This is a genomic window from Neisseria sp. P0004.S004, from assembly GCF_051963335.1.
Lineage (GTDB): Bacteria > Pseudomonadota > Gammaproteobacteria > Burkholderiales > Neisseriaceae > Neisseria.
The window spans coordinates 54046-80077 of record NZ_JBQCUK010000002.1 but is presented as its reverse complement, the minus strand read 5'-3'; the positions used below and the strand labels follow the sequence as shown (position 1 = coordinate 80077).

Here is a 26032-nt window from a genome sequence, read left to right as displayed (position 1 = left end):
TTATTGTATAGGGAGATTATCTGAAAAGTTTATTGTACAAAGCCTTTGGCCAATAGGGAAAAGTAGCCCACAATAAAGGGGAACGACAATGCCGAAACAATACCCAGCACCCAGTAAATACATTGGTTCAGTACAGTTTTTGAGGCGGTAAGCCGCAACAGTTTGAAATACAGAGAGAACCAGGTTGATGACAAGGCAATAATCAGCAAAAAGCTGACTAGGGAGAAGGAACCGGAGAAAGCGTATCCCAGCATTGTCCCTATCGCGGCATAAAGCATGCCTGCGCCTAGCGCCCATTTCCAGATGGGATAAAGCCTATCGGGAAAATTCAGTGTTCCGGAGGCTTGGAGCCTGCCGAATACCAATACAAATATGATGTCAAACATAATAATGGCTGTTTTAGTGTAGGGTACGACAATATATATGAAAAGGGGGTGAAAATACCCCCCCTTTCCCTACAGATGCTCCATATTAAAGGCCGTCTGAAAAACAGTTTTATTTAACGATTTCAACCGGGCCGTGGTCGTCGCAGTGGTCGCCATGTTGGTGATGCAGACGGCCGTTGACGATGTAGTCAACGTGATCGCCGTGCGGTACGGCTTCGTGGCCGCAACCTTCGCCGTGAACGTGGCCGTGGCAGGTGTCAACCGGATGGCAGCCGTCAGGGTTGGTTTCATTGACGCTCAGAGCATGCTCGTCGTAGTGGCCGTTGTGCTCATGGTGCAGGTGGCCGTCGTGCAGATAATCGACGTGGCCTTCGTGTTTGATGGCAGTGTGGCCGCAGTTTGCGCTGTGAACGTGGTCATGATGTTCGTGGGTTTTACAGGTCATTTTTCTCTCCTAATGTTCAGTGAATAGCAATCTTTCTCGATTGATTTTTTCATCTTATCTTTTTTTGATGCAAACGTAAAAAAATTTACAGTTATTAATATATTGTTACGATATATCATCTATTGATATATCAGCCTATTTTGTTTTTCAGACGGCCTTTTATTTATCATTCATTTATTTTCGGCGGGTAATTTAACCCTTTCCGCCTATGCTGAATATCGAATTTTTCAGCCGTAACGGGTAATATTGAAACCAAGGGATGAATCCTTCAAACAAACAGGTACTGCAATGGGAAAACAAGCCAGACTTTATATGGTTCGCAGCACGCAAGGTGCGCTTTATGATGTATTTTTTGAACGCGGTGTGGCGGCGTTGGCCTGGCCCATGCTGGCCGAAGCGGCGGCCAAGGGTTTTGGCCGAGAGGAACTGACGGATATTTACCGTTCGGCCGTGCCGGATGTGAAGTTGAGAACGGCGCAATCGGGTGCGGCTCAGATGTGGCGGTTTGTCAACGAATTGGCTGATGGAGATGCCGTACTGACCTACTCGCCTGCCCTGCGCCGTTATCGGGTCGGCAGGATTACGGGCGGAGCGGTGCATTGTCCGCAATGGGACGATGAAAAAATGTCGCTGGTGCGGCCGGTTGAGTGGCTGGGCGAAGTGTGCCGCGACGATTTGAGTGCGGCAGCACAACGGGCTTTGGGCAGCGTGGCAACTTTGTTTGCGGTATCGGAAGCGTGTGCGGCAGAAATTTTTGAACGCGTGGGTTTTCAGACGGCCTAAAAAGGAAAAGGAAACAGGATTATGTGGAACACCATGCATGAATGGCTGAACGCTTTGCCTGTCAGTGAAGAAATCATTAAATCGGCATTGATGTCGGTATTGATGATTGTGGCCGTCATTGCCGGGCGCAGCATTTTGCTCTCGGCACATTTTCGCAGCCATCCGGATTTGAGCATTGAAAACAAACGCCGCTCGCTGGTGTTCAGCCGCAACGTGACCATGCTGCTGATCCTGCTCGGGCTGGCGATGATTTGGGCGGCGCAGATTCAAACTTTGGCCTTGTCGATGTTTGCAGTGGCCGCGGCGATTGTGGTGGCAACCAAAGAGCTGATTATGTGTTTGTCCGGCAGCATCCTGCGCTCGGTAACCAAACAATATTCCATCGGCGACTACATCGAAATCAACGGTCTGCGCGGACGGGTAGTCGATATCAATATGCTGAACACGCTGATGATGCAAATCGGCCCCAATCCGTTGATTGGCCAACTTTCCGGCAAAACGCTCTCGTTTCCCAACAGCCTGCTTCTAAGCCATACCGTGCGCCGCGACAATATTTTGGGCAATTATGTGATTCATACGGTGGAAATCCCCGTGCCGATTCATTTGGATTCGGACGAAATCATAGGCCGTCTGAAAGCCGTTCTTGAGCCCTTGTGCGCAGCCTATGTTCCCGTTATCCAACAATATTTGGAAAACGTTCAAGCGCAAAAACTCTTTATTACCCCCGCCGCCCAGCCGCGCGTGTCCCGCGTGCCGCATGATGACAAGGTGTACCACATCATCGTACGCTTCGCCTCCCCCGTTTCCAAACGGCTGGAAATACAACAGGCCGTCTTAGACGAATTTTTGCGCACGCAATACCGACTGATCAACCAAACAAAATAGTACGGTTTGTTTATTGATACAATTAAATCCCTTACAATAATGAAGTTCACAATCAACAATAAGGAAAAGTCATGTTGCCCGAATCAGCCCTTGCCGAAATGTATCCCGTCATTATGACCCCCAGCCATGACGGCAAATATTTCCACAACTACACCCTCTCGCTTCTGAACATCGTCCACACCAACGCCTCCCTCGGCCTGCCGCTGCAAGTAATGATGCAGCGCGGCGAAAGCCTGATTACGCGCGCGCGCAACAACTGCGTGGCCAAATTTTTGGAAAACAAAGAATGGACGCATTTATTCTGGATTGACTCCGACATCGGCTTCTCTCCCGACTCATTCTACCGCCTGCTCTTGGCCGATAAAGACGTTGTAGCCGGCGTTTATCCGCTCAAACGCGAAAACTGGCCGAAAGCAGGCCTTCCGGCCGGCATGACCCAAGCCGATTTTGAGCGTATGTACACTTCTTACACCGTCAACACCAACGACAAAGATGAAAACGGTGAAATCGTATTGAAAGTCGATGAAGACGGTTTTATGAAAGTCCATGACGCGCCAACCGGCTTCATGGTTATCAAACGCAGCGTATTTGAAAAAATGATAGAGGCCTACCCCGAGTTGAACTACGTCTCCGACAGCGACTACAGCCCGGAAAACAAAGGCCTGCACTACCGCTTCTTCGACTGCATGGTCGATCCCGAAAGCAAACGCTACCTGTCTGAAGACTACACCTTCTGCTACCTCTGGCGTCAAATCGGCGGAGAAGTGTACGTCGACGTGCAATCCAACCTGACCCACCAAGGCGCAAAAGTGTATCGCGGCTCGTTTGCCGAATCCCTGCAAACCAATGTTGCCAATGCGGTTTATGCCCCAGAAGGCACCACCATGCGCCTCGAGCTGGCTGCGCCATTGCACGCCAATCCGCGCGGCGCAGAATAAGATTGGCCGACAGGAAGGCAGGACACTTTAATTCTGCCTGTCTGCCACCATATAACGCCTATCGTTTTCTTTTCAGACGGCCACAAGGCCGTCTGAATCCATCTTATTCAGGAGAAACCATATGAGCGACAACGTCCTGCTCCACTTGGGCGAAGAACCCCGTTTCGACCAAATCAAAACCGAAGACATCAAACCCGCCCTGCAAACCGCCATTGCCGAAGCGCGCGAACAAATCGCCGCCATCAAAGCGCAAACGCACACCGACTGGGCCAACACCGTCGAAAAACTGACCGACATTACCGAACGCGTCGGCCGCATTTGGAGCGTGGTTTCCCATCTCAACTCCGTGGTCGATACGCCCGAGCTGCGTGCCGTATACAACGAATTGATGCCTGAAATCACCATTTTCTTCACCGAAATCGGTCAAGACATCGAGTTGTACAACCGCTTCAAAATCATCAAAAATTCTGCCGAATTCGACAGCCTCTCCCCGGCGCAGCAAACCAAGCTCAACCACGACTTGCGCGATTTCGTCCTCAGCGGTGCCGAATTGCCGCCCGAACAGCAGGCAGAACTGGCGCAACTGCAAACCGAAGGTGCGCAACTGGGCGCCAAATTCGCACAAAACATCCAAGACGCGACCGACGCTTTCGGCATTTACTTTGACGATGCCGCGCCGCTTGCCGGTATTCCCGAAGACTCCATCGCCATGTTTGCCGCCGCCGCGCAAAGCGAAGGCAAAACAGGCTACAAAATCGGCCTGCAGATTCCGCACTACCTCGCCGTTATCCAATACGCTGACAACCGCGAACTGCGCGAACAAATCTACCGCGCCTACGTTACCCGTGCCAGCGAATTGTCTGACGAAGGCAAATTCGACAACACGGCCAACGTCGAACAAACGCTTGCAAACGCGCTGAAAACCGCCAAACTGCTCGGCTTCAAAAACTACGCCGAGCTGTCGCTGGCAACCAAAATGGCGGATACGCCCGAACAGGTTCTAAACTTCCTGCACGACCTTGCCCGCCGCGCCAAACCGTTTGCCGAAAAAGACTTTGCCGAAATCAAAGCCTTTGCACGCGAGAGCCTGAATATCGAAGATCCGCAATCTTGGGATTTGAGCTACGCCGCCGAAAAACTGCGCCAAGCCAAATACGCCTTCAGCGAAACCGAAGTGAAAAAATACTTCCCTATCAGCAAAGTATTGGCAGGCCTGTTTGCCCAAATCAAAAAACTCTACGGCATCGAGCTGGCTGAAAAAACCGTCCCCGTTTGGCACAAAGACGTGCGCTATTTCGAGCTGAAACAAGACGGCCAAACCATCGGCGGCGTTTACATGGACTTGTACGCACGCGAAGGCAAACGCGGCGGCGCATGGATGGACGGCTACAAAAGCCGCCGCCGTTTCGCCGACGGTACGCTGCAACTGCCGACCGCCTACCTCGTCTGCAACTTCACCCCGCCTGTTGGCGACAAAGAAGCGCGTTTGAGCCACGACGAAATCATCACCCTCTTCCACGAAACCGGCCACGGCCTGCACCACTTGTTGACCCAAGTTGACGAAGTGGGCGTATCCGGCATCAACGGCGTCGAATGGGACGCGGTCGAGCTGCCTAGCCAATTCATGGAAAACTTCGTTTGGGAATACGACGTATTGGCGCAAATGTCCTCGCACGAAGAAACCGGCGCGGTATTGCCGAAAGAGCTGTTCGACAAAATGCACGCGGCTAAAAACTTCCAACGCGGTATGTTCCTCGTCCGCCAAATGGAATTTGCCATCTTCGACATGGAAATCTACCATCAGGAAGATGAAGGCCGTCTGAAAGAATGGCCGCAAATCTTGGACAAAGTGCGTCAAGAAGTCGCCGTAACCCAACCGCCGGCATATAACCGCTTTGCCTTGAGCTTCAGCCACATCTTCGCCGGTGGCTACGCCGCAGGCTATTACAGCTACGCATGGGCGGAAGTTTTGAGCGCAGACGCTTACGCGGCGTTTGAAGAAAGCGACGATGTGGCCGAAACCGGCCGCCGCTTCTGGAAAGAAGTGCTGGCCGTCGGCGGTTCGCGCAGCGCAGCAGAATCCTTCAAAGCCTTCCGCGGTCGCGAACCAAGCCTGGATGCCCTGCTCCGCCACAGCGGTTTCGACAACGCAGCTTGATTTGAAAATCCGCCGTTTTAAACAGAACGGTTGCTGATTCAAAGTTAAAGGCCGTCTGAAATGTTTCAGACGGCCTTTCGGTTGGCACAATTAATGAGGAACAATAAATACGTCCAATCTCTAACAACTTTTTCGGGAGAAACTGAAGCCCGTATTTCAAAACCCAATCTCCCCGGCCCATCACTCAAATCAATTTTTGCCCTTTTTATCGCTGGCGGCCAAACGCATATTGATAAATTCCATCATCAAATCTTTTTTCGTCCAGAAAAAGGTTTTCATTTTTTCCAAAGAATAGATTTTCCGAATCATCGCCGGCAATCCTGTGTGAACGATGGCCGCGACTTCGCCATTGGTTGTTTCATTGTCCATGGCGGCTTTGAGGTTTAGATTGCGCGTATTCAGGTAGTCACAAAGCGCTTTTCTGACGCTGCTGCTGATTTCAAATTGTTTCATGTTTTCCGTCCATAATGCTTTTATAGTTAAATAGCATAGGATTCTAGCAAGTTTTTTGCATTGTGCATATCTCAATGTGCATATTATTGCGGAATTTACAATTTGGCTTTTGGGTAAAATCATGCCTGCAACACATTGTTGCGGCGCACCTTGTCGGATTGTTTTGACTATTTTGTTTCGGCTTGGGCCGCATTGCGGATAAAATAACGGTTTTAGGTGTTGAGGCCGTCTGAAATGTATTTGTGGTTTAAGCTGTTGCACATATTTTTTGTGATTTCTTGGTTTGCAGGACTGTTTTATCTGCCGCGGATTTATGTGAATCTGGCGCAATTGGAACCCGGCAGCGCGGAATATGTACGGCTGACGGATATGTCGCGGCGGCTGTACCGCTTTATGTCGCCTTTGGGCTGGGGAACGCTGATATTTGGCGCGGCCATCGGCTTTGTCAACAATTGGTGGGGCAACGGCTGGCTGGCGGTTAAATTATTGTGCGGCCTGCTGCTCTTGGCTTATCAGCTTTATTGCGGCCTGCTGCTGCGCCGTTTTCAAAACGGCAGCAATGTGTATTCGCACCGCTGGTATCGGGTATTCAACGAACTCCCCGTTTTGATGATGGTGGCCGCGCTTTATATGGTGGTTTTCAAGCCGTTTTGATCTTCAGACGGCCTGTTTGGTAAATAAGGAAAGAATTCATGACGGTCGAAATCGAACGCCGCTTTTTACTGGCGGATGACAGTTGGCGCAAAGCGGCAGGCGAGCCGCTGGTGTTGCAACAGGGCTATTTGAGCGTGGAAAAAGAGCACACCATCCGTGTGCGGATTATCGGTTCGCAAGCATGGCTGACCCTGAAAGGCTATATTTCCGACATGACGCGCAGCGAATTTGAATACGAAATTCCGTTGGCTCATGCGCAGGCGATGATGGCGGATATGTGCCCGTTTAAAATGGAAAAATACCGCTATCGTGTCGAATTTGAAGGCTTTGTGTATGAAATCGACGAATATTTCGGCGACAATGCGCCCTTGATTGTGGCGGAAATCGAATTGCCGTCTGAAGATACCGAGTTTCCCAAACCGTCTTGGCTGGGCAAGGAAATCACGGCAGACGGAAAATTCACCAATGCGTATTTGAGCAAACATCCGTATTCGTCTTGGACGGAATAACGGGTACAACCCACATACAAAAAAGGCATGTATCACACATGCCTTTTTTTCTTTTCAGACGGCCTGATTTGCCTTACCGATATTTGCATCGAGCTGCTTTTGACATACCGTTTCAAATATCGGGCAAGTCCGTGTGTTTTATCCGTGTAACCTTACGCCGGACGGCAGGCAACCATGTAGTTGACTTCAGTCGAATCGCACAGGGAATAACGGCCGCTCAACAAATTGTAGGTCATGCCCTTGCTGCCGACGGTATCCAATCCGGCTTGGCGGCACATGCGCGCGAGTTCTGCCGGCGTGATGAATTTTTTCCAGTCGTGCGTGCCTTTGGGGACGAATTTCAACAGATATTCCGCACCGACAATCAGATGCAGATAAGATTTGGGATTGCGGTTGATGGTGGAGAAAAACACCATGCCGTCGGGTTTGACCAGTTTCGCGCAGGCTTGAACGATGGCGGCCGGATCGGGAACGTGTTCCATCATTTCCATACACGTTACCACATCGAAGCTGTGCGGCTGCTCGGCGGCGAGGTCTTCGACGCGGATACAGCGGTAATCGATATTGGCAACGTGTTGGCTGGCCGCATGGGCAGCGGCGGTTTGCAGGGATTTTTCCGCCATATCGATGCCGGTAACGTGTTCTGCGCCGCGTTTGGCCATGCTTTCGGATAAAATACCGCCGCCGCAGCCTACATCCAGCACGCGTTTGCCTGCCAATCCGGCATAGCCGTCGATATAGTCGAGGCGCAAGGGGTTGATGTCATGCAGGGGCTTGAATTCGCCGTTTTTATCCCACCATTTGTCGGCGATTTGGCTAAACTTGGCGATTTCGCCGGCATCTACGTTGTCGTGTTGATTGCTCATGGTTTGCTCCTGCATAAAATCATTCGCCTGATTTTAGCCGATTGTGCTTCAAAATAAAATGTTTCAGACGGCCTTTGCCCGTTTATCGGCCCTATTTCAACTTTCATCCGCCTGCCCATAAAAAACGCACCTTGTGACAAGGTGCGTTTCAATCGGCATGATTTAGAATTTAGCGCCGGATTCGTTGGCCATGTAGTCAACTGCGGCTTTCACTTCATCGTCGCTCAAGCTGCTGTTGCCGCCTTTGGCAGGCATGGAATTGAAGCCTTCGAGGGCGTGTTTGTGCAAGGTGTCTTTGCCTTGTTTAATGCGAGGCGCCCAGTCTTCTTTTTTGCCTACGGCCGGAGCGCCGGGAATCAAGCCGCCGTGGCATGCTTTACAGTTCGCTTCAAAAACGGCTTTGCCGTCCACTTTGGCGGATTCGGCAGGCTTGGCTTCAGTGGCAGGCGCTTCGGCTTTCTCTTCGGGCTTGGCGGCTTCTTCAGGCTTGGCAGCTTCCTCTGCTTTGCTGGCAGCGGCTTCAACCTTATCGGCAGCTTCTTGAGCGGCAGATGCAGTCGCATCGGCAGCAGAAGTGGCTTCGTTTTTCACTTCAGATGCAACGGCTTGAGCAGTCTCTTGTGTCTCCTGTTTAGCCTCTTGGGAACAAGCTGTCAAACCAGCCATCATCATTACGGCAATCAGTAATTTGTTCATGTTCTGTCTTTCCTTAATTTTATTTAAATCACTGTTTTATATAAACAGCTCAAAAATTCTAACATAGAAAATAATACTTTCGACCTACACTATAATAAATATTGGTATAAATCAGATTTTGTCTCAAAAACTGAAAAACATATTGACACCACCTCTCTACTCGGATAGAAATTCACCCCATTTGTCATGAAGTGCAATAACTTTCATTTTATTGTTCAAGCAGTTACTCATTTTATTTTCAAAGTTTCTTTTAGAATTCAACTTTTTACCGACTTCTCCATGAATAGCGTCAACCTGAAAGCCATCCCCATCCCAACCAGGCCGTCTGAACCCCAATCAGGTTTCAGACGGCCTTTTTGAATCATGTTAATAAACATTTGCCGCTTGGCCATGCAAAAGACACCGGCAGGCCTACTTGTTTATAGAGTTTTTCATATTCCGACTACGATTTAATCCAATGCCATTAGCCTTTTGCCAAGGTTTCAGCTTCAGTCCACAATCCCCGCTTCTGCTCTGCCGTCAATTTCTTAATCCCGATTTCCCGTTTCAGCGCCTCACTTTTAGTCAGGCCGTCTGAAACGATGCGCATCTCGACAGGCTTGTTCAAACGCGTGTATTTTGCGCCTTTTCCTGACAAGTGCGCCGCAAACCGCTCTTGCGGACGGTTGCTGATGCCGCAATAAAACGCGCCGTTTTCGCACAAAATCAGGTAAACGCTCCAATTTTCCGCGTTCATAAATCCCCTTCCTTGGCAAAACTCTCAGTAAAAATGCGCACGGCAGCCTCGGTTTTGGCAGACTGTACACGATAAGGCGTGATCAAATAAAGGCTGACCGGCGGCAATGTCCATTCGGGCAAAACCGCTTTCAGACGGCCTTGGGCAATTTTCTCCCGAACTTCGCCGCCCACTTGCAAAGACAAACCGAAACAGCTTTCGGTCAGGCTGCGTACAGCGGCCAAATGCGTGCAGGCAATGCTGTCGGCAACGTCGAGGAAATAGCTTTCTTCACCATTTTGCAAGGTCGTGCGGACAGGTAAAAAATGCAGCCAGCGGTGCGCATGAAGCTGCGCGGGATGGGTAATGGGCGGATGACGGTCGAGATAATCAGGCGCGGCGCAAATGGTGTACGGCCAGGTAACGAGATGGCGCGCAACCAGATTAGGATCGTCCAAAGCACGGTCGCCGCCGCGTATGGCGATGTCGGTCTGATTGTGTTGCAGGTCGTCCAAAGTATCGCTGAAATTAAGGATAGGACGGATTTTGGGAAACTCGGTTTGCAATCGCGAAAAGGCCGTCTGAAAAGCGCAGGATTCGATGACCGTAGAAGTCAGGGCAATCCGCAATTCGCCGACGGGTTCGGTTTTCAGATTGTCGATAACGGTGCGCGTATCGGACAAGGTAGCGGCGAGGCGGCAACAGTATTCGCCCAAGGCACGGCCGGCATCGGTCGGCGCAAGGCTGCGCGTGCTGCGGTTTAACAGCTTGATGCCGTGCAGGGTTTCGAGGCGGTTGATGTGCTGGCTGACCGCCGACGGGGTCATGCCCAGCGCGGCAGCGGCGGCGTTCATGCTGCCGTGTTCGAGGACAGTGGCGAAAACGAGCAGGGGTTTGATGTCTTGCATTTCGACTGATTATGTAGTTCAACTTCATAATCATAACAGCAAAACAGGGATTATCAAGCGTTTCAGACGGCCTTACAATGCACTCATCTAATCAATCACATCCCCACAAGGAGTCAAACATGAAAATCGCAGTCATCGGTGCAACTGGTTATGTCGGCAATGCAGTCGTGCAAGAACTGGCAGGCCGCGGTCATGAAGTAATCGCTTTCGCCCGCAATACAGACAAAGTTTTCCAAGCGCAAAATGTTGCCGCCGTCTCCGCAGATGTCAACGCAGCAGATTTTGCCGACAAACTGGCAGGCTTTGATGCCGTGGTCAGCGCGTTCAATCCCGGCTGGACCAATCCCAACATCGGCGCGGATTTTACACGCGGCGCAAACAGCATCGTCGAAGCGGCAAAAGCAGCGCAAGTGCCGTATCTCTTGATTGTCGGCGGCGCGGGCAGCCTGTATGTCGCGCCCGGTTTGCAAGTTATCGATACGCCCGACTTCCCGAAAGAAATTTACGACGGCGCCAATGCCGCACGCCATCTCTTGGCAGAACTCCTGCCGCGCCGCGACGTGAACTGGTCTTTCGTTTCCCCTCCGGCACGACTGGGCGCGGACAGCGGTTTCAGCGAAGACAAAACCGGCAAATACCGCTTGGGCAAAGATGATTTGCTGATGGATGGTGAAATTCCGGCAGGCATCAGCGTGGCAGATTTGGCAGTCGCCATCGCCGACGATGTGGAAAACAAAGCGCATTTGTTTGAACGCTTTACCGTTGCCGCCGCTTAACCGCCTTCATTTAAAGGCCGTCTGAAACCCAAAGTTTCAGATGGCCTTTTGCTATAATACGCACATTAAATTTATCTATACGCGAGTTCTCATGTCCGTAACCCAACCCACCATCGCCGCCATCGCCACCGCACCCGGACGCGGTGGAGTCGGCGTTATCCGCCTTTCCGGCAAAAACCTGTTGCCTTTGGCGCAAACCCTCAGCGGCGGCAAAACGCCCAAACCGCGCACCGCACTTTACACCGACTTTCTCGGCGGCGACGGGCAGCCGATAGACAACGGCATCCTGCTCTACTTCGCCGCACCCGCCAGCTTTACCGGCGAAGACGTGATTGAATTGCAGGGACACGGCGGCCCTGTGGTAATGGACATGCTGCTCTCGCGCTGCCTCGAACTGGGCGCGCGTATGGCGGAGCCGGGCGAATTTACCAAACGCGCCTTCCTCAACAACAAACTCGACCTTGCCCAAGCCGAAAGCGTCGCCGACCTCATCGACGCCTCCAGCAAGTCCGCCGCGCGTATGGCATTGCGTTCGCTCAAAGGCGCATTTTCCCAACACATACACGAGCTGGTGGACGACCTTATTACTTTGCGGATGCTGGTTGAAGCTACGCTGGACTTCCCCGAAGAAGACATCGACTTTCTCGAAGCCGCCGACGCGCGCGGCAAGCTCCAAGCTCTGCAAGGTCGTCTGGAAACCGTCCTCGCCAGTGCGGAACAAGGCGCGATCTTGCGCGAAGGCATGAACGTCGTCCTCGTCGGCGCGCCCAACGTCGGCAAATCCAGCCTGCTCAACGCCTTGGCGGGCGACGACATCGCCATCGTAACCGACATCGCCGGCACCACCCGCGACACCGTACGCGAACAAATTACCCTCGACGGCGTGCCCGTCCACATCATCGACACCGCCGGCCTGCGCGAAACCGACGACGTAGTCGAACAAATCGGCATCGAGCGCAGCCGCAAAGCCGTTTCCGAAGCCGATGTCGCCCTGATTCTGATTGACCCACGCGAAGGCGTGAATGCCAAAACCCAAGCCATTTTGAACAACCTGCCCGAAGGTTTAAAAAAAATCGAAATCCACAACAAAGCCGACCTGACCGGCGACCCCGTCGCCGTCCGTTCAGACGGCCTCACGCAAACCGGCGCGGAAAGCGTCATCAGCCTCTCCGCCAAAACCGGTGCGGGGCTCGACTTGCTCAAACACGCGCTCTTGCAGGAAGTCGGCTGGCAAGGTGAAAGCGAAAGCCTGTTCCTCGCCCGCAGCCGCCACCTCAACGCCTTACACGAAGCCGAAGCCGAGCTGGAAAACGCCGCCCTCTGCAACAACAACCAAATTGAGCTTTTCGCCGAACACCTGCGCCTCGCCCAAAACGCGTGCAGCGAAATCACCGGCGAATTTACCGCCGACGATTTACTGGGCGTGATTTTCTCGCGCTTCTGTATCGGCAAATAAAACGGTTTGCCATCAAATACAAAGGCCGTCTGAATGTTCAGACGGCCTTTTTTATCACCAAAACAAGCTTTGTTTTACTCGTATTTATTTATCGGCAGCTTCTGCCATATTCTTGACGATATTGGTCGCACCCACTGTCAAACCGGACATGCCGATCAGAGAAGCCGCGGCCAATTTGATTAAATTTTTCATTCTGACTCTTTTCTGTGTATTGATTTGAGGAAGCGTTGTGTGTTTTTATTTGTCGGCATCAGCCATATTGTGGGCAATATTGGTAGCACCGACGGTCAGGCCGGACATGCCGATTAAAGAGGCTGCAGCCAGTTTGATTAAAGTTTTCATTGTTTGTCTCACTTTCTTGTCTGTCGGCCGAAAAACGGCCTAAGTTGCGTTTTCTAAGGTATTGTAATTGATTCGTTTATAATTGAATTATTTGTGTACGGCCGTTTCGATATTACGGGAGATGCCGATGGCAGAAGCTAATATTCCGGACATACCGATTAAAGAAGCGGCAGCAAGCGTTATTAAATATCCCATTTTAAGTAGTCCTTTTTCATAGATACAAAATGTTATTTAACAACATATACATTTTTTCGCCGGCATCTGCGCTGCCGACAGGACGAATCATACCGTGTTAATCGTTAATTAATACAACTTTTCCGTAAAGATAAAATAATAAAAATATACATAATGAAGATTTTAGTTAATTTATATTTTGTTTTGAAAATGACACCGATGTCTTTCTCAATGACACCGATGTCTTAATTACATACACACTACAAACGTATCTTTCCGCGCCCATAAAATCCCTCTTTTTTTGTTGCAAAATCGCACTATAAATTAAATATATTTTTAAATTCAAAATGTTAAAAATTTATCCTTTCCGCAGCCCAAATCTTAAATTAGTCAAAACCAATACCTTTGATAGCTTCTTTTAAAGAACACACACGTTTCTAGCGCATATCCGACCATAAAATGCGCTACAAATATATGATATAGTGAAACATTCTGCGTATTGACTATTTCCAGCATGAACAACACCCTAATCCTGACCGGCGCGGCCGCATTTTTTATCGGCGCGCTGTTTGCTTGGCTGATAACACGCTACCAAGCCCAAAGCCGACACTTTATTGTTTTGCAAGAATTGGCCGAAAGCCGCCGCCTGCATGAGTTTGCCGAACAGGTTCAAGCTCAAACTGCGGCGGATTTGGCGCAAAGCCGCCATACCGTGCAGGAATTACAAGACGAATTGCAGGAGACGGGCAACCGCTTTGCCGCAGCCGAAAAACAAATTGCCTATCTGCAAGATTGCGAGGCCGAAGCCGAAGCTTTAAAACACGAATGTGTAAAATGGCAGCAAAGCGCGCAAAACCTGCAAATCAACAATGAGCGCCTAAACACGCAACTGGTTCAAGAACAAGCATTGAGTGCGGATAAAAATACGCTTTTGCAACAACAAGAAACGGAAAAAGGCCGTCTGAAACAAGACTACGACACGCTGTTAGAGCAAAACCATGCGCTGCAAGTCCAAAACGAGCGCCTCTCCACACAACTGACGCAAGAAAAAGCCAATATCGACGACAAAAACAGCCTTTTACAGCAACAGGAAGCTGAAAAAGGCCGTCTGAAACAAGAATACGCCGCCCTTTTAGAGCAAAACCATGCGCTTCAAGTCCAAAACGAGCGCCTCAACACCCAATCGGAAAAAGACCGTCAGGCTGCCGAAGAAAAATTGGCTCTATTGGCAGATGCGCGTAAAAACCTGAGCGACCAGTTCCAAAACCTCGCCAACACTATTCTGGAAGAGAAAAGCCGCCGCTTTACCGAACAAAACCACGACCATCTCCAACAACTGCTCAATCCGCTCAACGAACGCATACACGGCTTCAGCGAGCTGGTTCAGCAGACTTATGAAAAAGAAGCCAAAGAACGCCTGACTATAGAAAACGAACTCAAACGCCTGCAAACCCTCAACACCCAGCTCCACCACGATGCCAAAGCGCTGACCACTGCGCTGACCGGCACACAAAATAAAACCCAAGGCAACTGGGGCGAGATGATTTTGGAAAGCGTATTGGAAAATTCCGGCCTGCAAAAAGGCCGCGAATACATCGTCCAAGCTTCCAGCGTCCGCCACGAAGCAGACGGCACCCAACGCCGCCTCCAGCCCGATGTCCTCATCAATCTGCCCGACAACAAACAAATCGTCATCGACTCCAAAGTATCGCTGACTGCCTACGTCCGCTATACGCAAGGCACCGGCGCAGAAGCAGAGCGCGAGCTTGCCAACCACGTCGCCAGCATCCGCGCCCACATCAAAAGCTTGGCAGCAAAAGACTACACCGACCTTGAGGGCGTCAAAACGCTGGACTTCGTCTTTATGTTCGTCCCTGTCGAACCGGCCTACCTCCTCGCCCTGCAACACGATCCGAACCTCTTCCAAGAGTGTTTCGACAAACGCATCATGCTGACCGGCCCCAGCACCCTGCTCGCCACCCTGCGCACCGTTGCCAACATCTGGCGCAACGAGCAGCAAAACCAAAACGCGTTGGCGATTGCCGAGGCAGGCAGCAAACTCTATGACAAATTTGTCGGCTTTGTCGAAAGCATGGACGGCATCAATAAAGCGCTTGGCCAGGCACAATCCCAGTTTCAGACGGCCTACAGCCGTTTGGTTTCAGGCAGGGGCAACCTCATCAGCAGCACTGAAAAACTGCGCAAATTGGGCATCAAAGCCGGCAAACAGCTGCAACGGGATTTAGTAGAAAAGGCCGTGTCGGAAACCGAAGACTACGCCGCTTTACCCACCACGCAAAATCAAGAAAATAACTGACCAACTCCAAAACATTGTAAAAAAGGGAATTTAATCAATGAGCGACATCACCATCGTCCTTGCCGCCGATACCGGCTACGCCGAGCAGGTTCATACCCTAATGAAGTCCGTCTGTACGCACAATACAGGTGTCAATTTCTACCTCATGCACAACACCTTCAGGAAGGAATGGATCAACTATACCAACCAAAAACTCGCCGCCAGCGGCAGCCGTCTGAATGATGTCAAAATTGAAATGGACTTCAGCCAATATCGCCGCCTGTCCCATATTTCGGATGCCGCATTTTTCCGCCTGATGATGCAGCACCTGCCCGTCGACCGCGCCCTTTACCTCGACAGCGATATGGTGGTTACCCAATCCCTGCACGATTTGTTCAACCTCGATATGCGCGGCTATCCCGTCGCGGCGGTACAAGATTCCTATCTTGCCCGTACCGATTGGAACCATCCGACCGGCCTGCACACCACACCCTATTTCAATTCCGGCATGCTGCTGGCCGATTTGGGTCAATGGCGCAAACACAATATCGCGGCGCAACTGCTGCAAACTGCTGCCACCATTGACAAATCCGTTCCCTACGGCGACCAATGCTTTCTAAACACCGTATTTCAAAAAAACTGGCTGCAACTAGAAGAATCTTGGAACTTCCAGACCGGCGCAGTCGAATATTTCCAAAAACGAAACCTCAGCGAAGTATTCCCCAAACCCGACACTGTTCCGCCCGTTATCCACTACACCACACGCGCCAAACCTTGGTTGTGCGATTACGGCGAGATTCCTTTTATCGAAGTCTATTGGCAATACTATTGCGCCGACTGGCCGGAAGCGTAGTCTCAGACAGGGAATACCCTTCCCTTGCCTCAATTGACCTTAAAACACCACATCATCAAAAACAAAAGGCCGTCTGAAATCGTTTCAGACGGCCTTTAAGCCATAAAAAACAGGCAGAACATTCTGAACATTCTGCCTGTTTTTTGTTCAAACCCGACTGTAAAGTAAGCATTGCCACCCTCAGCCGGCGTCATCGTTATCCGATTAAATACCGCGCAACAATTCATTTACGCTGGTTTTTGCACGGGTTTGCGCGTCCACACGTTTGACGATAACCGCGCAGTATAGGCTGTGGCTGCCGTCTTTGGAAGGCATGCTGCCGGATACGACAACCGAACCAGCCGGTACGCGGCCTTGATAGATTTCGCCGGTAGTACGGTCTAAGATTTTAGTAGATTGACCGATGAACACGCCCATAGAAATCACGCTGCCTTCTTCGACAATCACGCCCTCAACGATTTCAGAACGCGCACCGATGAAGCAGTTGTCTTCAATAATGGTCGGGCTGGCTTGCAGAGGCTCGAGTACGCCGCCGATGCCGACGCCGCCGCTCAAGTGCACGTTTTTACCGATTTGCGCGCAAGAGCCGACAGTCGCCCAAGTATCGACCATCGCACCTTCGTCAACGTATGCGCCGATGTTGACATAAGAAGGCATCAACACGACATTTTTCGCTACAAAGCTGCCGCGGCGGGCAACCGCACCCGGAACTGCGCGGAAACCTGCGCTGCGGAATTCGTCTTCAGACCAGTCGGCAAACTTGGTCGGTACTTTGTCAAAGTATTTGTTCACACCGTCATTGAGGATTTCATTGTCCTGAATGCGGAAAGACAGCAATACGGCTTTTTTCGCCCATTCGTTAACTTTCCATTCGCCCACGCCCAAACGCTCGGCAACGCGCAGTTTGCCGGAGTCGAGTTGATGAATGGTTTCCAAAACCGCTTCACGCACTTCCGGGGTAACGGTATTCGGATTGATTTCGGCACGGTTTTCAAAAGCCGTTTCAATGATGTTTTGCAAAGACATGTTGATTCCTTCAAGAGATCAGGGCCGTCTGAAACCTATTCAGGCCACCCTATTACAAATATTTAACTTGTTATTTTGCCATGTAAAAGCAATTTCGTCAGCTATTAACATGATGAGCACCGCGCGTTACACGGCCGGATTTCGGCTAAGCCAAGATTTTCAGACGGCCTGTTCAAGTGAATGGAATAGCATTTATTTTCTAACTGATTTTCCAGCTACGATATGCAAGCTGTCGATTCTGCCGACACGCCGTGCCGATAAATCAATTACCACCAATCTTTTGCAGCAGATTTTCAGCCACCGCGCCGCATTCGATATTCCGCTTTAACGGTTTCGCGTTCCAATCCTTCAAGGCCATCTGAAAATCGGCAAAACCCATCAACTGCGAACCGAAACGGCGCATATGTTCGGTATCCTGCTGACAGTCTATCAGCGCAACGCCCAAATCCGCCAAAAATGGGACGGCGCAGGCAAACGCAATCTTGGACGCATCGGGACGCAAGGCAAACATCGATTCACCATAAAACACGCAGCCGATTTGCACGCCGTAAAACCCGCCCGCCAACTGCATTTCGCCTTGCTCATCCGGCAGCCAGCATTCAAACGAATGCGCATGCCCCTGATGGTGCAGCTTCAAATAGGCCGTCTGAAACGCAGGCTCTATCCACGTTCCGTCCTGTTCCGGACGCGGCACATCGGCGCAATGGGCAATCACTTTTTCAAAACAGCGGTTGACCGTTACCCGATACGGTTTGTTGCGCAAAGCTTTGGCAAGCGAACGGCCGATATGCAGGCTTTCCGGCACAATCACGGCTCGCGGCGCAACCGCATACCAGAAAAACCAACCGTCACGGCTAAACCACGGAAAAATCCCCTGCCGATACGCCGACAACAGCCGCCCCGTATCCAAATCGCCGCTGACGCCGACCAAGCCGTCGCATTCGGCCAAAGCGTAAGACGGTTCGGGGAAACGATAATCCCGTGGCGCAAGTAAAGGAATCTTCATTGCAAAGCCCATAAAGTTTCAGACGGCCTCAAGCTGAAAACGCCCAAGGCCGTCTGAAAAATCAACACACAAACTGATTAACGTTTGGTTTTGGTTTGGCATTCGCCGCATACGCCGTACATATACAGCGCGTGATCAACGATGCGGTAGCCGTTTTCTTCGGCGATTTTGTCTTGCAGCGCTTCGATTTCCGGATTGTGGAATTCGGTTACTTCGCCGCATTTCACGCAGACGATGTGGTCGTGGTGGTCGCCTTTGTCCAATTCGTAAACCGCTTTGCCGGTTTCAAAATGGTGGCGTTGCAAAATGCCGGCCTGTTCAAACTGGGTCAGCACACGGTAAATCGTCGCCACGCCGATTTCCACGCCCTCTTCCAACAGGATGCGGTATACATCTTCCGCACTCAAATGCTCCTCGGCATGAGTTTCAAACAAGTCCAAAATTTTCAAACGCGGACCCGTAACTTTCAAACCACTGTCTTTCAATTGCGCAATGTTGCTGAATTTTTCCATAATATTCAATATCCCTGTAAGGTAATAACCGTTATAATACGCACTTTCCGCCCGTTTGCCCACTATTGGGCCGTTAAAGGACGGCAATCTGCCGCCGGTCTTGCAATTGAAAATCGGCGAAAAGAAAAATTAAGAAGATGATTATCGTTTGCTTTTTAAAAATATTCAAGCGATGATAACCATCTTTCCCGAAATGACACAGAAAGGTAAGCCCGTGAATAAAGCCTTATGCCTTGCCATCGCCGCTATTTTAGGTCTGGCCTCATGCAGTGCCGAGCGCGTATCCAACTTTCCATCCTACAAACTCAAAATCATTCAAGGTAATGAGCTCAACCCCCGCGCCGTGGTTTCCCTGCGCCAAGGTATGACCCGCGACCAAGTCCAACTGCTGCTCGGCACGCCGCTCCTGCGCGACGCCTTCCATGCCGACCGCTGGGATTACACTTTCAACACCAGCCGCAACGGCATCATCAAAGAACAAAGCAACCTGACCCTGTACTTTGAAAACGACGTCCTCGCACGCGCCGAAGGCGATGCCATTCAAAAATCCATCGAAGCGGTTCAAGCCGGACAAAACGTCGTTCCGACCACCGAAACCAAGCCGCAATAAGGAAGCCCCATGAGCGCATTGAAAATCGCCATCGCCGGCGTCAACGGCCGCATGGGCCGCGTCTTGGTTGAAGCAGTCAACAACCATCCCGACACCGTCCTCTCCGGCGCACTCGAGCATTCCGGTTCGGAAGTATTGGGTTTGGATGCAGGCTTCGCCTCCGGCCTCAAAACCGGCGTCGCCATTTCAGACGACGTGGATGCCGTACTGGCTCAAAGCGATGTCCTTATCGACTTTACCCGCCCCGAACCAACCCTGAAACACCTGCAAAAATGCGTGGAAAAAGGCGTCAACATCATCATCGGTACGACCGGTTTTGACGACGCAGGCAAAGCCGCCATCCAAGCCGCAGGCGAGAAAACAGGCGTTGTCTTCGCCGCCAACTTCAGCGTCGGCGTCAACCTGACCTTCCACATCCTCGACACCGTCGCCCGCGTGTTAAACGAAGGCTACGACATCGAAATCATCGAAGGCCACCACCGCCACAAAGTCGATGCACCAAGCGGCACCGCGTTGCGCATGGGTGAAGTCATTGCCGACGCACTCGGCCGCGACCTCAAAGAATGCGCCGTTTACGGCCGCGAAGGCCATACCGGCCCGCGCGATCCGTCCACCATCGGTTTTGCCACCGTCCGCGCAGGCGACATCGTCGGCGACCACACCGCCCTCTTCGCCACCGACGGCGAGCGCGTGGAAATCACCCACAAAGCCAGCAGCCGCATGACCTTTGCCGCCGGTGCCGTACGCGCCGCAGTTTGGGCAAACGGCAAAAAAGGCCTGTACGATATGCAAGACGTACTGGGTTTGAAAAACCGATAAACCCGCATCATCAGGTTTCATCCCTGACAAGGCCGTCTGAAAGCACAACGTCGATTTTCAGACGGCCTTATTAAAAAGAAAGCTCCACCATGTCCTATCAACAAATCACCATCAACGTCAACGATGCCGTCGCCGAACGCCTTGCCGACGCGCTGATGGAACACGGCGCATTGTCCGCCGCCATTGAAGATGCCTACGCCGGCACAGAAAACGAGCAGGCCATTTTCGGCGAGCCGGGCATGCCGACCGAGCAAATCTGGCAACAAAGCAAAGTCATCGCCCTTTTCGGCGAAAGCGACGCCGCCGCTTCCATTATCGAAGCCGCCGCGCAGGAATGCGGTTTGAACGATTTGAAATACACCGGCGAAATCCTTGAAGATCAAGACTGGGTACGCCTGACCCAAGCGCAATTCGACCCGATTCAAATTTCCGACCGCCTGTGGATTACCCCGTCTTGGCACGAAGCGCCCAACAGCGACGCCGTCAACCTGCAACTCGACCCGGGCCTTGCCTTCGGCACAGGCAGCCATCCGACCACCCGTCTCTGCCTCAAATGGCTCGACACGCAGCTCAAAGGCGGCGAAAGCGTGTTGGACTACGGCTGCGGCTCCGGCATTTTGGCCATTGCCGCCCTCAAACTCGGCGCAGGTTCCGCCATCGGCGTGGATATTGACGAACAAGCCATCCGAGCCAGCAAAGACAATGCCGCGCAAAACAACGTCGACGCGCAGTTCTACCTGCCGGACGGCCTGCCGCAAGGCCAATTTGATGTCGTTGTCGCCAACATTCTGGCCAACCCGCTGCGTATGCTCGGCGAAATGCTTGCCGCACGTACCAAACAAGGCGGCCGCATTGTCTTGTCCGGCCTTTTGGACGAACAAGTCGAAGAACTCAGCGGCATTTACAGCCAATGGTTCGACATCGAGCCTGCCGAAATCGAAGAAGGCTGGGCGCGATTGAGCGGCGTCAAACGCTAAAGCTGTTTTCCGATATAAAGGCCGTCTGAAATTTAAGCTTTCAGACGGCCTTTTTGCACTTAAAACGCTGAATATTCCAGCAAAATCAGGTATAATTGCCTATTATTTTGACCTTTCGGAACACATCCGCCGCGCCCGTTTGACATTTCATTGCGCGCACGGAAAATTTCCTTGAAATTCAGCAAGAAAAGACCATGACTGACCAAAAACACGAAGAATACGGCGCCGACAGCATACAAGTGCTGGAAGGCTTGGAAGCGGTACGCAAACGCCCCGGTATGTATATCGGCGACACGCAGGACGGCAGCGGCCTGCACCACATGGTGTTCGAGGTGCTCGACAACGCCATTGACGAAGCGCTCGCCGGATATTGCGACAAAATCACCGTAACCATCCATGCCGACAATTCCGTCAGCGTGGCCGACAACGGCCGCGGTATGCCGACCGGCATCCATCCGAAAGAAGGCCGCTCCGCCGCCGAAGTCATTATGACCGTCTTGCACGCAGGCGGCAAATTCGACAACAACAGCTACAAAATCTCCGGCGGCCTGCACGGCGTGGGCGTATCCGTCGTCAACGCGCTGTCCGACTGGGTAACGCTGACCATCTACCGCGACGGCAAAGAACACTTCGTCCGCTTCGTACGCGGCGAAACCGAAGAGCCGTTGAAGGTTGTCGGCGATTCCGACAAAAAAGGCACAACCGTGCGCTTCCTCGCCAGCGCGGAAACCTTCGGCAATGTCGAATACAGCTTCGACATCCTTGCCAAACGCATCCGCGAGCTTTCCTTCCTGAATAACGGCGTGGACATCGAACTGACCGACGAACGCGACGGCAAACACGAAAGCTTCGCCCTCTCCGGCGGCGTGGCCGGCTTCGTGCAATACATGAACCGCAAAAAAACACCGTTGCACGAAAAAATCTTCTACGCGTTCGGTGAAAAAGACGGCATGAGCGTCGAATGCGCGATGCAGTGGAACGACAGCTACCAAGAAAGCGTGCAATGTTTCACCAACAACATTCCGCAACGCGACGGCGGTACGCACCTGACCGCATTACGCCAAGTGATGACCCGTACCATCAACAACTATATCGAAGCCAACGAAGTGGCTAAAAAAGCCAAAGTGGAAACCGCCGGCGACGATATGCGCGAAGGCCTGACCTGCGTGTTGTCCGTCAAACTCCCCGATCCGAAGTTCTCATCGCAAACCAAAGACAAACTGGTTTCCAGCGAAATCGGCCCCGTCGTCAACGAAGTCATCAACAAAGCCCTGACCGACTTCCTTGAAGAAAACCCGACCGAAGCCAAAATCATCACCAGCAAAATCGTCGATGCCGCGCGCGCGCGCGAAGCCGCACGCAAAGCACGCGAAATTACCCGCCGCAAAGGCGTGATGGACGGTTTGGGCCTGCCGGGCAAACTTGCCGACTGCCAAGAAAAAGACCCTGCCCTGTCCGAACTCTACCTCGTCGAGGGCGACTCCGCAGGCGGTTCCGCCATGCAGGGACGCGACCGTAAATTCCAAGCGATTTTGCCGCTCAAAGGTAAGATTTTGAACGTCGAAAAAGCACGTTTTGAAAAAATGCTGGCCAGCCAAGAAGTCGCCACGCTGATTACCGCTTTGGGCGCAGGCATCGGCAAAGAAGAGTTCAATGCCGAAAAACTGCGCTACCACCGCATCATCATCATGACCGATGCCGACGTGGACGGCGCGCACATCCGCACCCTGCTCCTGACCTTCTTCTACCGCCAAATGCCCGAGCTGGTCGAGCGCGGATACATCTACATTGCCCAGCCGCCTTTGTACAAAGCCAAATACGGCAAACAAGAGCGCTATCTCAAAGACGAATTGGAAAAAGACCAATGGCTGCTCGGTTTGGCCTTGGAAAAAGCCAAAATCGTTTCAGACGGCCGCACCATCGAAGGCGAAGAGCTTGCCAATACCGCCAAACAATTCCTGTTGGCCAAAACCGTTATCGAGCAAGAAAGCCGCATCATTGACGAACTCGTCTTGCATGCCATGCTGCACGCTTCGCCGGTCGATCTCAGCACCGCAGAAAGCGCAGACCGCGCCGTTGCCGAATTGAGCGGCCTCTTGGACGAAAAAGAAGTCGCACTCGAACGCATCGAAGGCCACGAAGGACACCAGTTCATCAAAATCACACGCAAGCTACACGGCAATGTGATGGTGAGCTACCTCGAGCCTAAATTCCTCAACAGCAAAGCCTATCAAACCCTTACCCAAACCGCCGCCGCACTCAAAGGCATGGTCGGCAAAGGGGCAAAGCTCTACAAAGGCGACAACGAATATGACATCGACAGCTTTGAAGCCGCTTTGGACATCTTGATGAGCGTTGCCCAAAAAGGCATGTCCATCCAACGATACAAAGGCTTGGGCGAGATGAACCCGGAACAACTTTGGGAAACCACGATGGATCCTACCGTCCGCCGCCTCCTGAAAGTCCGCATCGAAGACGCCATCGCCGCCGACGAAGTGTTCGTTACCCTGATGGGCGACGAAGTCGAGCCGCGCCGCGCCTTCATCGAAAACAACGCCCTGCTGGCACAAAACATCGACGCCTAAGCATGGAAAGATAAAAGGCCGTCTGAAAAACGATTTTCAGACGGCCTTTTTGTTTTTTATTTTATTCACAATATTCTTTTTATAATCCAAAGTCCGATAATTTTTTGTTTTTACTTTCAAGTAAATCATGAATAAATTGCGGTTCTATTTCTAATAATGATTTTACAGTATCATGGATTTCCCAATACCGTTTACTTGGATAGTCAATAATATGCTGTAGATACTCCTTAACGAGCGGCACATACTCTATAAACTGCATTTTCGTGACCAGCCAAAACAACTCACTGATAGAAAAATCTGCCGATGATGCTTTACGAATAATTCTAGCCACAGGAGGAAAGATTTTCTGACGTGCATCATCACCTTTTTGCTGACTCTGATCTGCTTTAGATGCCCAGTAACTGATAAAAGCAGACAAGATATGCCGATCCGTATCATCATAACCATGTAAACGATGATCAATCATTCCCTCTGTATCCCCTTTCTCAAACATCAAAACCAAAGTATCAAAGCCTTCATCAATACCCCAGTGAGCAAGCAGGCGTGCTGAATCAAATTGCAATACCTCTTTTTCATTGGATAGCAATTCGATTAATCCATCTATCCTCTCTTGTGGCACATCCTCCAAGTCAAGCTCTTCTGGAATCGTCGTATAGTCCACATTTTCCGGTACGCTATACAGCAAAAAATCTATTTTTTTCTCATCCATTAATTTGACCCTTAGGCAACTTACTTAAGCCGCGTATTCTAGTAGAACGTTTCAACTGATGATTCGGATTCGGGTCAATCCCAAATAACCAGTTTGAAACGCTCCAATCCGTTTCCGATTTATTCCGTTTTCCCCAAAATCATTGCATCGCCATAGCTGAAAAAGCGGTATTCCTGTTCCACGGCATGGCGGTAAACGCTGCGGATATGTTCCATGCCCGAAAACGCGCTGACAAGCATCAGTAAGGTTGATTTGGGCAGGTGGAAATTGGTAATCAATCGGTCGGCAACATTGAAGCGGTAGCCCGGCGTAATGAAAATATCGGTATCGCCGCGACCGGCTTTCAGACGGCCTGTTTCGCGTGCGGCGGATTCCAAGGCGCGCATGGAGGTTGTGCCCACTGCCCACACTTTATTGCCGCGCGCTTTGGCGGCTTCAACGGCGGCAACGGTCTCGGCCGGTACGTCAAACCACTCGCTGTGCATTTTGTGTTCTTCAATTTTATCGACGCGCACGGGTTGGAATGTACCGGCACCGACGTGCAGGGTTACTTCTGCGGTTTCTACGCCTTTGGCTTTCAGACGGCCCAACAATTCATCGGTAAAGTGTAAGCCTGCCGTCGGTGCGGCCACTGCGCCTTGATATTTGGCGTACACGGTCTGATAGCGGCTGTCGTCTTCATCATCGGCCGCGCGTTCGATATAAGGCGGCAAGGGCAGATGGCCGTTTTGCTCTAAAAGTTCGTAAACGGTTTGCGCGCCTTCAAATTTCAGGCAAAACAATTCTTCCGCACGCTCCAGCATGACGGCGCGGATATCGCCTTCAAAAATCAATTCTGTACCCGGTTTCGGCGATTTGGACGAGCGGATATGCGCCAATGCGGTATGCGCGTCCAATACCCGTTCAATCAGGGCTTCGATTTTGCCGCCGCTGGCTTTTTGGCCGAACAGGCGCGCCTTCATCACTTTGGTATTGTTAAACACCAGCACATCGCCCGGTGCGACATAATCGGGTAAATCTCCGAAATGTTGGTCTTCAATCGGCAATGTAGGCAAGGCAACCAGAAGCCTGCTGCTGCCGCGCACTTCCGGCGGATGCTGGGCAATCAGTTTTTCGGGCAATTCAAAATCAAAATCGGAAATATCCATTGTCGTGCATAATTTAAAAAAACAGGCGCCATTATACGCGCAAAGTGGGTTTTCAGACGGCATGTTTTTTCGAAAAACCAATAAATTAGAATAAACGCTCTTGGGAAAATCACTTTTTAACGAAAATCAGCGTTCCTTTCTTTTTTCGCCGAAAAACGCCTTTTTTCTATCTTTTACTGGACATTTACCGACAAGTTCGGGAAAATAACCGGATTCATTTTTCAGGCTCCGCCCTGTTCCGACATTATTTAAACGCCGGATGGCAAACCTGCCTTCCGACGTATCAGGAAATCATCTAAAACCACTGCGGCGCATACCTAATATGCACTTTATGCCGCGCTAAAAAG

At 51.3% G+C, this 26032-nt stretch carries 26 protein-coding genes; 14 read left to right on the top strand and 12 right to left on the bottom strand.

The genetic code is table 11. The annotated features are described in order from the left end of the window. Positions 1 to 29: 29 nt before the first annotated feature. The gene (locus tag ACTHRY_RS01810; RefSeq protein ID WP_440373989.1) at positions 30 to 386 is read right to left on the bottom strand and encodes a hypothetical protein; all 357 of its coding nucleotides are present in this window, start codon (positions 384 to 386) and stop codon (positions 30 to 32) included. 109 nt (positions 387 to 495) lie between these two features. Further along, positions 496 to 831 carry a hypothetical protein gene (locus tag ACTHRY_RS01805; RefSeq protein WP_039862525.1) on the bottom strand — a complete coding sequence of 112 codons (336 nt, stop codon included), beginning with the start codon at positions 829 to 831 and terminating at the stop codon, positions 496 to 498. Between the two features lie 288 nt (positions 832 to 1119). On the opposite strand from ACTHRY_RS01805, the gene ACTHRY_RS01800 reads away from it, so the two are divergent. The 4 genes from ACTHRY_RS01800 to ACTHRY_RS01785 all read left to right on the top strand — a co-directional run bounded on the left by ACTHRY_RS01800 (position 1120) and on the right by ACTHRY_RS01785 (position 5595). Beyond that, on the top strand, positions 1120 to 1614 hold the full coding sequence (locus tag ACTHRY_RS01800) for a restriction endonuclease (protein ID WP_003749044.1): 495 nt from the start codon (positions 1120 to 1122) through the stop codon (positions 1612 to 1614). A 21-nt stretch (positions 1615 to 1635) separates the two neighbouring features. Then, entirely contained in the window at positions 1636 to 2499 is an 864-nt protein-coding gene (locus ACTHRY_RS01795; protein WP_004520900.1) for a mechanosensitive ion channel family protein, read from the top strand. Positions 2500 to 2570: 71 nt separating this feature from the next. Then, complete coding sequence (locus ACTHRY_RS01790) at positions 2571 to 3437, top strand: hypothetical protein (protein ID WP_004520901.1); 867 nt, start codon at positions 2571 to 2573, stop codon at positions 3435 to 3437. A 121-nt stretch (positions 3438 to 3558) separates the two neighbouring features. Next, positions 3559 to 5595, top strand: a complete 2037-nt coding sequence (locus ACTHRY_RS01785) for a M3 family metallopeptidase (protein ID WP_440373988.1) — start codon at positions 3559 to 3561, stop codon at positions 5593 to 5595. A 189-nt stretch (positions 5596 to 5784) separates the two neighbouring features. On the opposite strand, the gene ACTHRY_RS01780 is transcribed toward ACTHRY_RS01785, so the two are convergent. Beyond that, positions 5785 to 6048, bottom strand: coding sequence for a hypothetical protein (locus ACTHRY_RS01780; protein ID WP_440373987.1), 264 nt, complete (start codon positions 6046 to 6048; stop codon positions 5785 to 5787). Between the two features lie 234 nt (positions 6049 to 6282). On the opposite strand from ACTHRY_RS01780, the gene ACTHRY_RS01775 reads away from it, so the two are divergent. Together ACTHRY_RS01775 and ACTHRY_RS01770 are read left to right on the top strand one after the other, a co-directional pair. Then, complete coding sequence (locus ACTHRY_RS01775; RefSeq protein WP_036492713.1) at positions 6283 to 6702, top strand: CopD family protein; 420 nt, start codon at positions 6283 to 6285, stop codon at positions 6700 to 6702. Between the two features lie 38 nt (positions 6703 to 6740). Then, entirely contained in the window at positions 6741 to 7211 is a 471-nt protein-coding gene (locus ACTHRY_RS01770; protein WP_049322634.1) for a CYTH domain-containing protein, read from the top strand. 152 nt (positions 7212 to 7363) lie between these two features. Here the strand turns inward: ACTHRY_RS01770 and ubiG are convergent, their stop codons facing one another. The 4 genes from ubiG to ACTHRY_RS01750 all read right to left on the bottom strand — a co-directional run bounded on the left by ubiG (position 7364) and on the right by ACTHRY_RS01750 (position 10396). Next, entirely contained in the window at positions 7364 to 8077 is a 714-nt protein-coding gene (ubiG, locus tag ACTHRY_RS01765; protein WP_003749057.1) for a bifunctional 2-polyprenyl-6-hydroxyphenol methylase/3-demethylubiquinol 3-O-methyltransferase UbiG, read from the bottom strand. A gap of 162 nt (positions 8078 to 8239) precedes the next feature. Further along, positions 8240 to 8773: a c-type cytochrome gene (locus tag ACTHRY_RS01760; protein WP_049322635.1), complete on the bottom strand. Its 534-nt coding sequence runs from the start codon at positions 8771 to 8773 to the stop codon at positions 8240 to 8242. Positions 8774 to 9236: 463 nt separating this feature from the next. Further along, the gene (locus ACTHRY_RS01755) at positions 9237 to 9509 is read right to left on the bottom strand and encodes a GIY-YIG nuclease family protein (RefSeq protein WP_049322636.1); all 273 of its coding nucleotides are present in this window, start codon (positions 9507 to 9509) and stop codon (positions 9237 to 9239) included. Further along, positions 9506 to 10396, bottom strand: a complete 891-nt coding sequence (locus ACTHRY_RS01750) for a LysR family transcriptional regulator (protein ID WP_049322637.1) — start codon at positions 10394 to 10396, stop codon at positions 9506 to 9508. The genes ACTHRY_RS01755 and ACTHRY_RS01750 overlap by 4 nt, the downstream gene beginning before the upstream one ends. Positions 10397 to 10515: 119 nt before the next feature. Here ACTHRY_RS01750 and ACTHRY_RS01745 point away from each other — a divergent pair, with 119 nt between their 5' ends. The 4 genes from ACTHRY_RS01745 to ACTHRY_RS01730 all read left to right on the top strand — a co-directional run bounded on the left by ACTHRY_RS01745 (position 10516) and on the right by ACTHRY_RS01730 (position 16293). Further along, positions 10516 to 11172: an NAD(P)-dependent oxidoreductase gene (locus tag ACTHRY_RS01745; RefSeq protein WP_049322638.1), complete on the top strand. Its 657-nt coding sequence runs from the start codon at positions 10516 to 10518 to the stop codon at positions 11170 to 11172. 91 nt (positions 11173 to 11263) lie between these two features. Continuing rightward, positions 11264 to 12628 (top strand): tRNA uridine-5-carboxymethylaminomethyl(34) synthesis GTPase MnmE, encoded by a 1365-nt coding sequence (gene mnmE, locus ACTHRY_RS01740; protein WP_049322656.1) that lies wholly within the window; start codon positions 11264 to 11266, stop codon positions 12626 to 12628. A 1030-nt stretch (positions 12629 to 13658) separates the two neighbouring features. After that, on the top strand, positions 13659 to 15461 hold the full coding sequence (gene rmuC / locus ACTHRY_RS01735; RefSeq protein ID WP_049322639.1) for a DNA recombination protein RmuC: 1803 nt from the start codon (positions 13659 to 13661) through the stop codon (positions 15459 to 15461). 37 nt (positions 15462 to 15498) lie between these two features. Further along, entirely contained in the window at positions 15499 to 16293 is a 795-nt protein-coding gene (locus ACTHRY_RS01730; protein WP_049322640.1) for a glycosyltransferase family 8 protein, read from the top strand. Positions 16294 to 16497: 204 nt separating this feature from the next. On the opposite strand, the gene dapD is transcribed toward ACTHRY_RS01730, so the two are convergent. The 3 genes from dapD to fur form a co-directional block, all read right to left on the bottom strand. Further along, entirely contained in the window at positions 16498 to 17319 is an 822-nt protein-coding gene (gene dapD, locus ACTHRY_RS01725; protein WP_003749076.1) for a 2,3,4,5-tetrahydropyridine-2,6-dicarboxylate N-succinyltransferase, read from the bottom strand. A 262-nt stretch (positions 17320 to 17581) separates the two neighbouring features. After that, the gene (gene aat, locus ACTHRY_RS01720) at positions 17582 to 18325 is read right to left on the bottom strand and encodes a leucyl/phenylalanyl-tRNA--protein transferase (RefSeq protein WP_049322657.1); all 744 of its coding nucleotides are present in this window, start codon (positions 18323 to 18325) and stop codon (positions 17582 to 17584) included. 77 nt (positions 18326 to 18402) lie between these two features. After that, positions 18403 to 18900, bottom strand: coding sequence for a ferric iron uptake transcriptional regulator (gene fur / locus ACTHRY_RS01715; protein ID WP_003682812.1), 498 nt, complete (start codon positions 18898 to 18900; stop codon positions 18403 to 18405). A gap of 151 nt (positions 18901 to 19051) precedes the next feature. Here fur and ACTHRY_RS01710 point away from each other — a divergent pair, with 151 nt between their 5' ends. The 4 genes from ACTHRY_RS01710 to gyrB all read left to right on the top strand — a co-directional run bounded on the left by ACTHRY_RS01710 (position 19052) and on the right by gyrB (position 23828). Next, on the top strand, positions 19052 to 19447 hold the full coding sequence (locus ACTHRY_RS01710) for an outer membrane protein assembly factor BamE (RefSeq protein ID WP_003682810.1): 396 nt from the start codon (positions 19052 to 19054) through the stop codon (positions 19445 to 19447). 9 nt (positions 19448 to 19456) lie between these two features. Further along, the gene (dapB, locus tag ACTHRY_RS01705) at positions 19457 to 20266 is read left to right on the top strand and encodes a 4-hydroxy-tetrahydrodipicolinate reductase (protein ID WP_049322641.1); all 810 of its coding nucleotides are present in this window, start codon (positions 19457 to 19459) and stop codon (positions 20264 to 20266) included. An 89-nt stretch (positions 20267 to 20355) separates the two neighbouring features. Next, positions 20356 to 21243 carry a 50S ribosomal protein L11 methyltransferase gene (gene prmA / locus ACTHRY_RS01700; protein ID WP_049322642.1) on the top strand — a complete coding sequence of 296 codons (888 nt, stop codon included), beginning with the start codon at positions 20356 to 20358 and terminating at the stop codon, positions 21241 to 21243. A gap of 194 nt (positions 21244 to 21437) precedes the next feature. Then, positions 21438 to 23828, top strand: coding sequence for a DNA topoisomerase (ATP-hydrolyzing) subunit B (gyrB, locus tag ACTHRY_RS01695; protein WP_049322643.1), 2391 nt, complete (start codon positions 21438 to 21440; stop codon positions 23826 to 23828). 79 nt (positions 23829 to 23907) lie between these two features. On the opposite strand, the gene ACTHRY_RS01690 is transcribed toward gyrB, so the two are convergent. Together ACTHRY_RS01690 and queA are read right to left on the bottom strand one after the other, a co-directional pair. Further along, on the bottom strand, positions 23908 to 24537 hold the full coding sequence (locus tag ACTHRY_RS01690) for a hypothetical protein (RefSeq protein ID WP_049322644.1): 630 nt from the start codon (positions 24535 to 24537) through the stop codon (positions 23908 to 23910). 119 nt (positions 24538 to 24656) lie between these two features. Then, complete coding sequence (gene queA / locus ACTHRY_RS01685; RefSeq protein WP_049322645.1) at positions 24657 to 25685, bottom strand: tRNA preQ1(34) S-adenosylmethionine ribosyltransferase-isomerase QueA; 1029 nt, start codon at positions 25683 to 25685, stop codon at positions 24657 to 24659. Positions 25686 to 26032 lie beyond the last annotated feature (347 nt).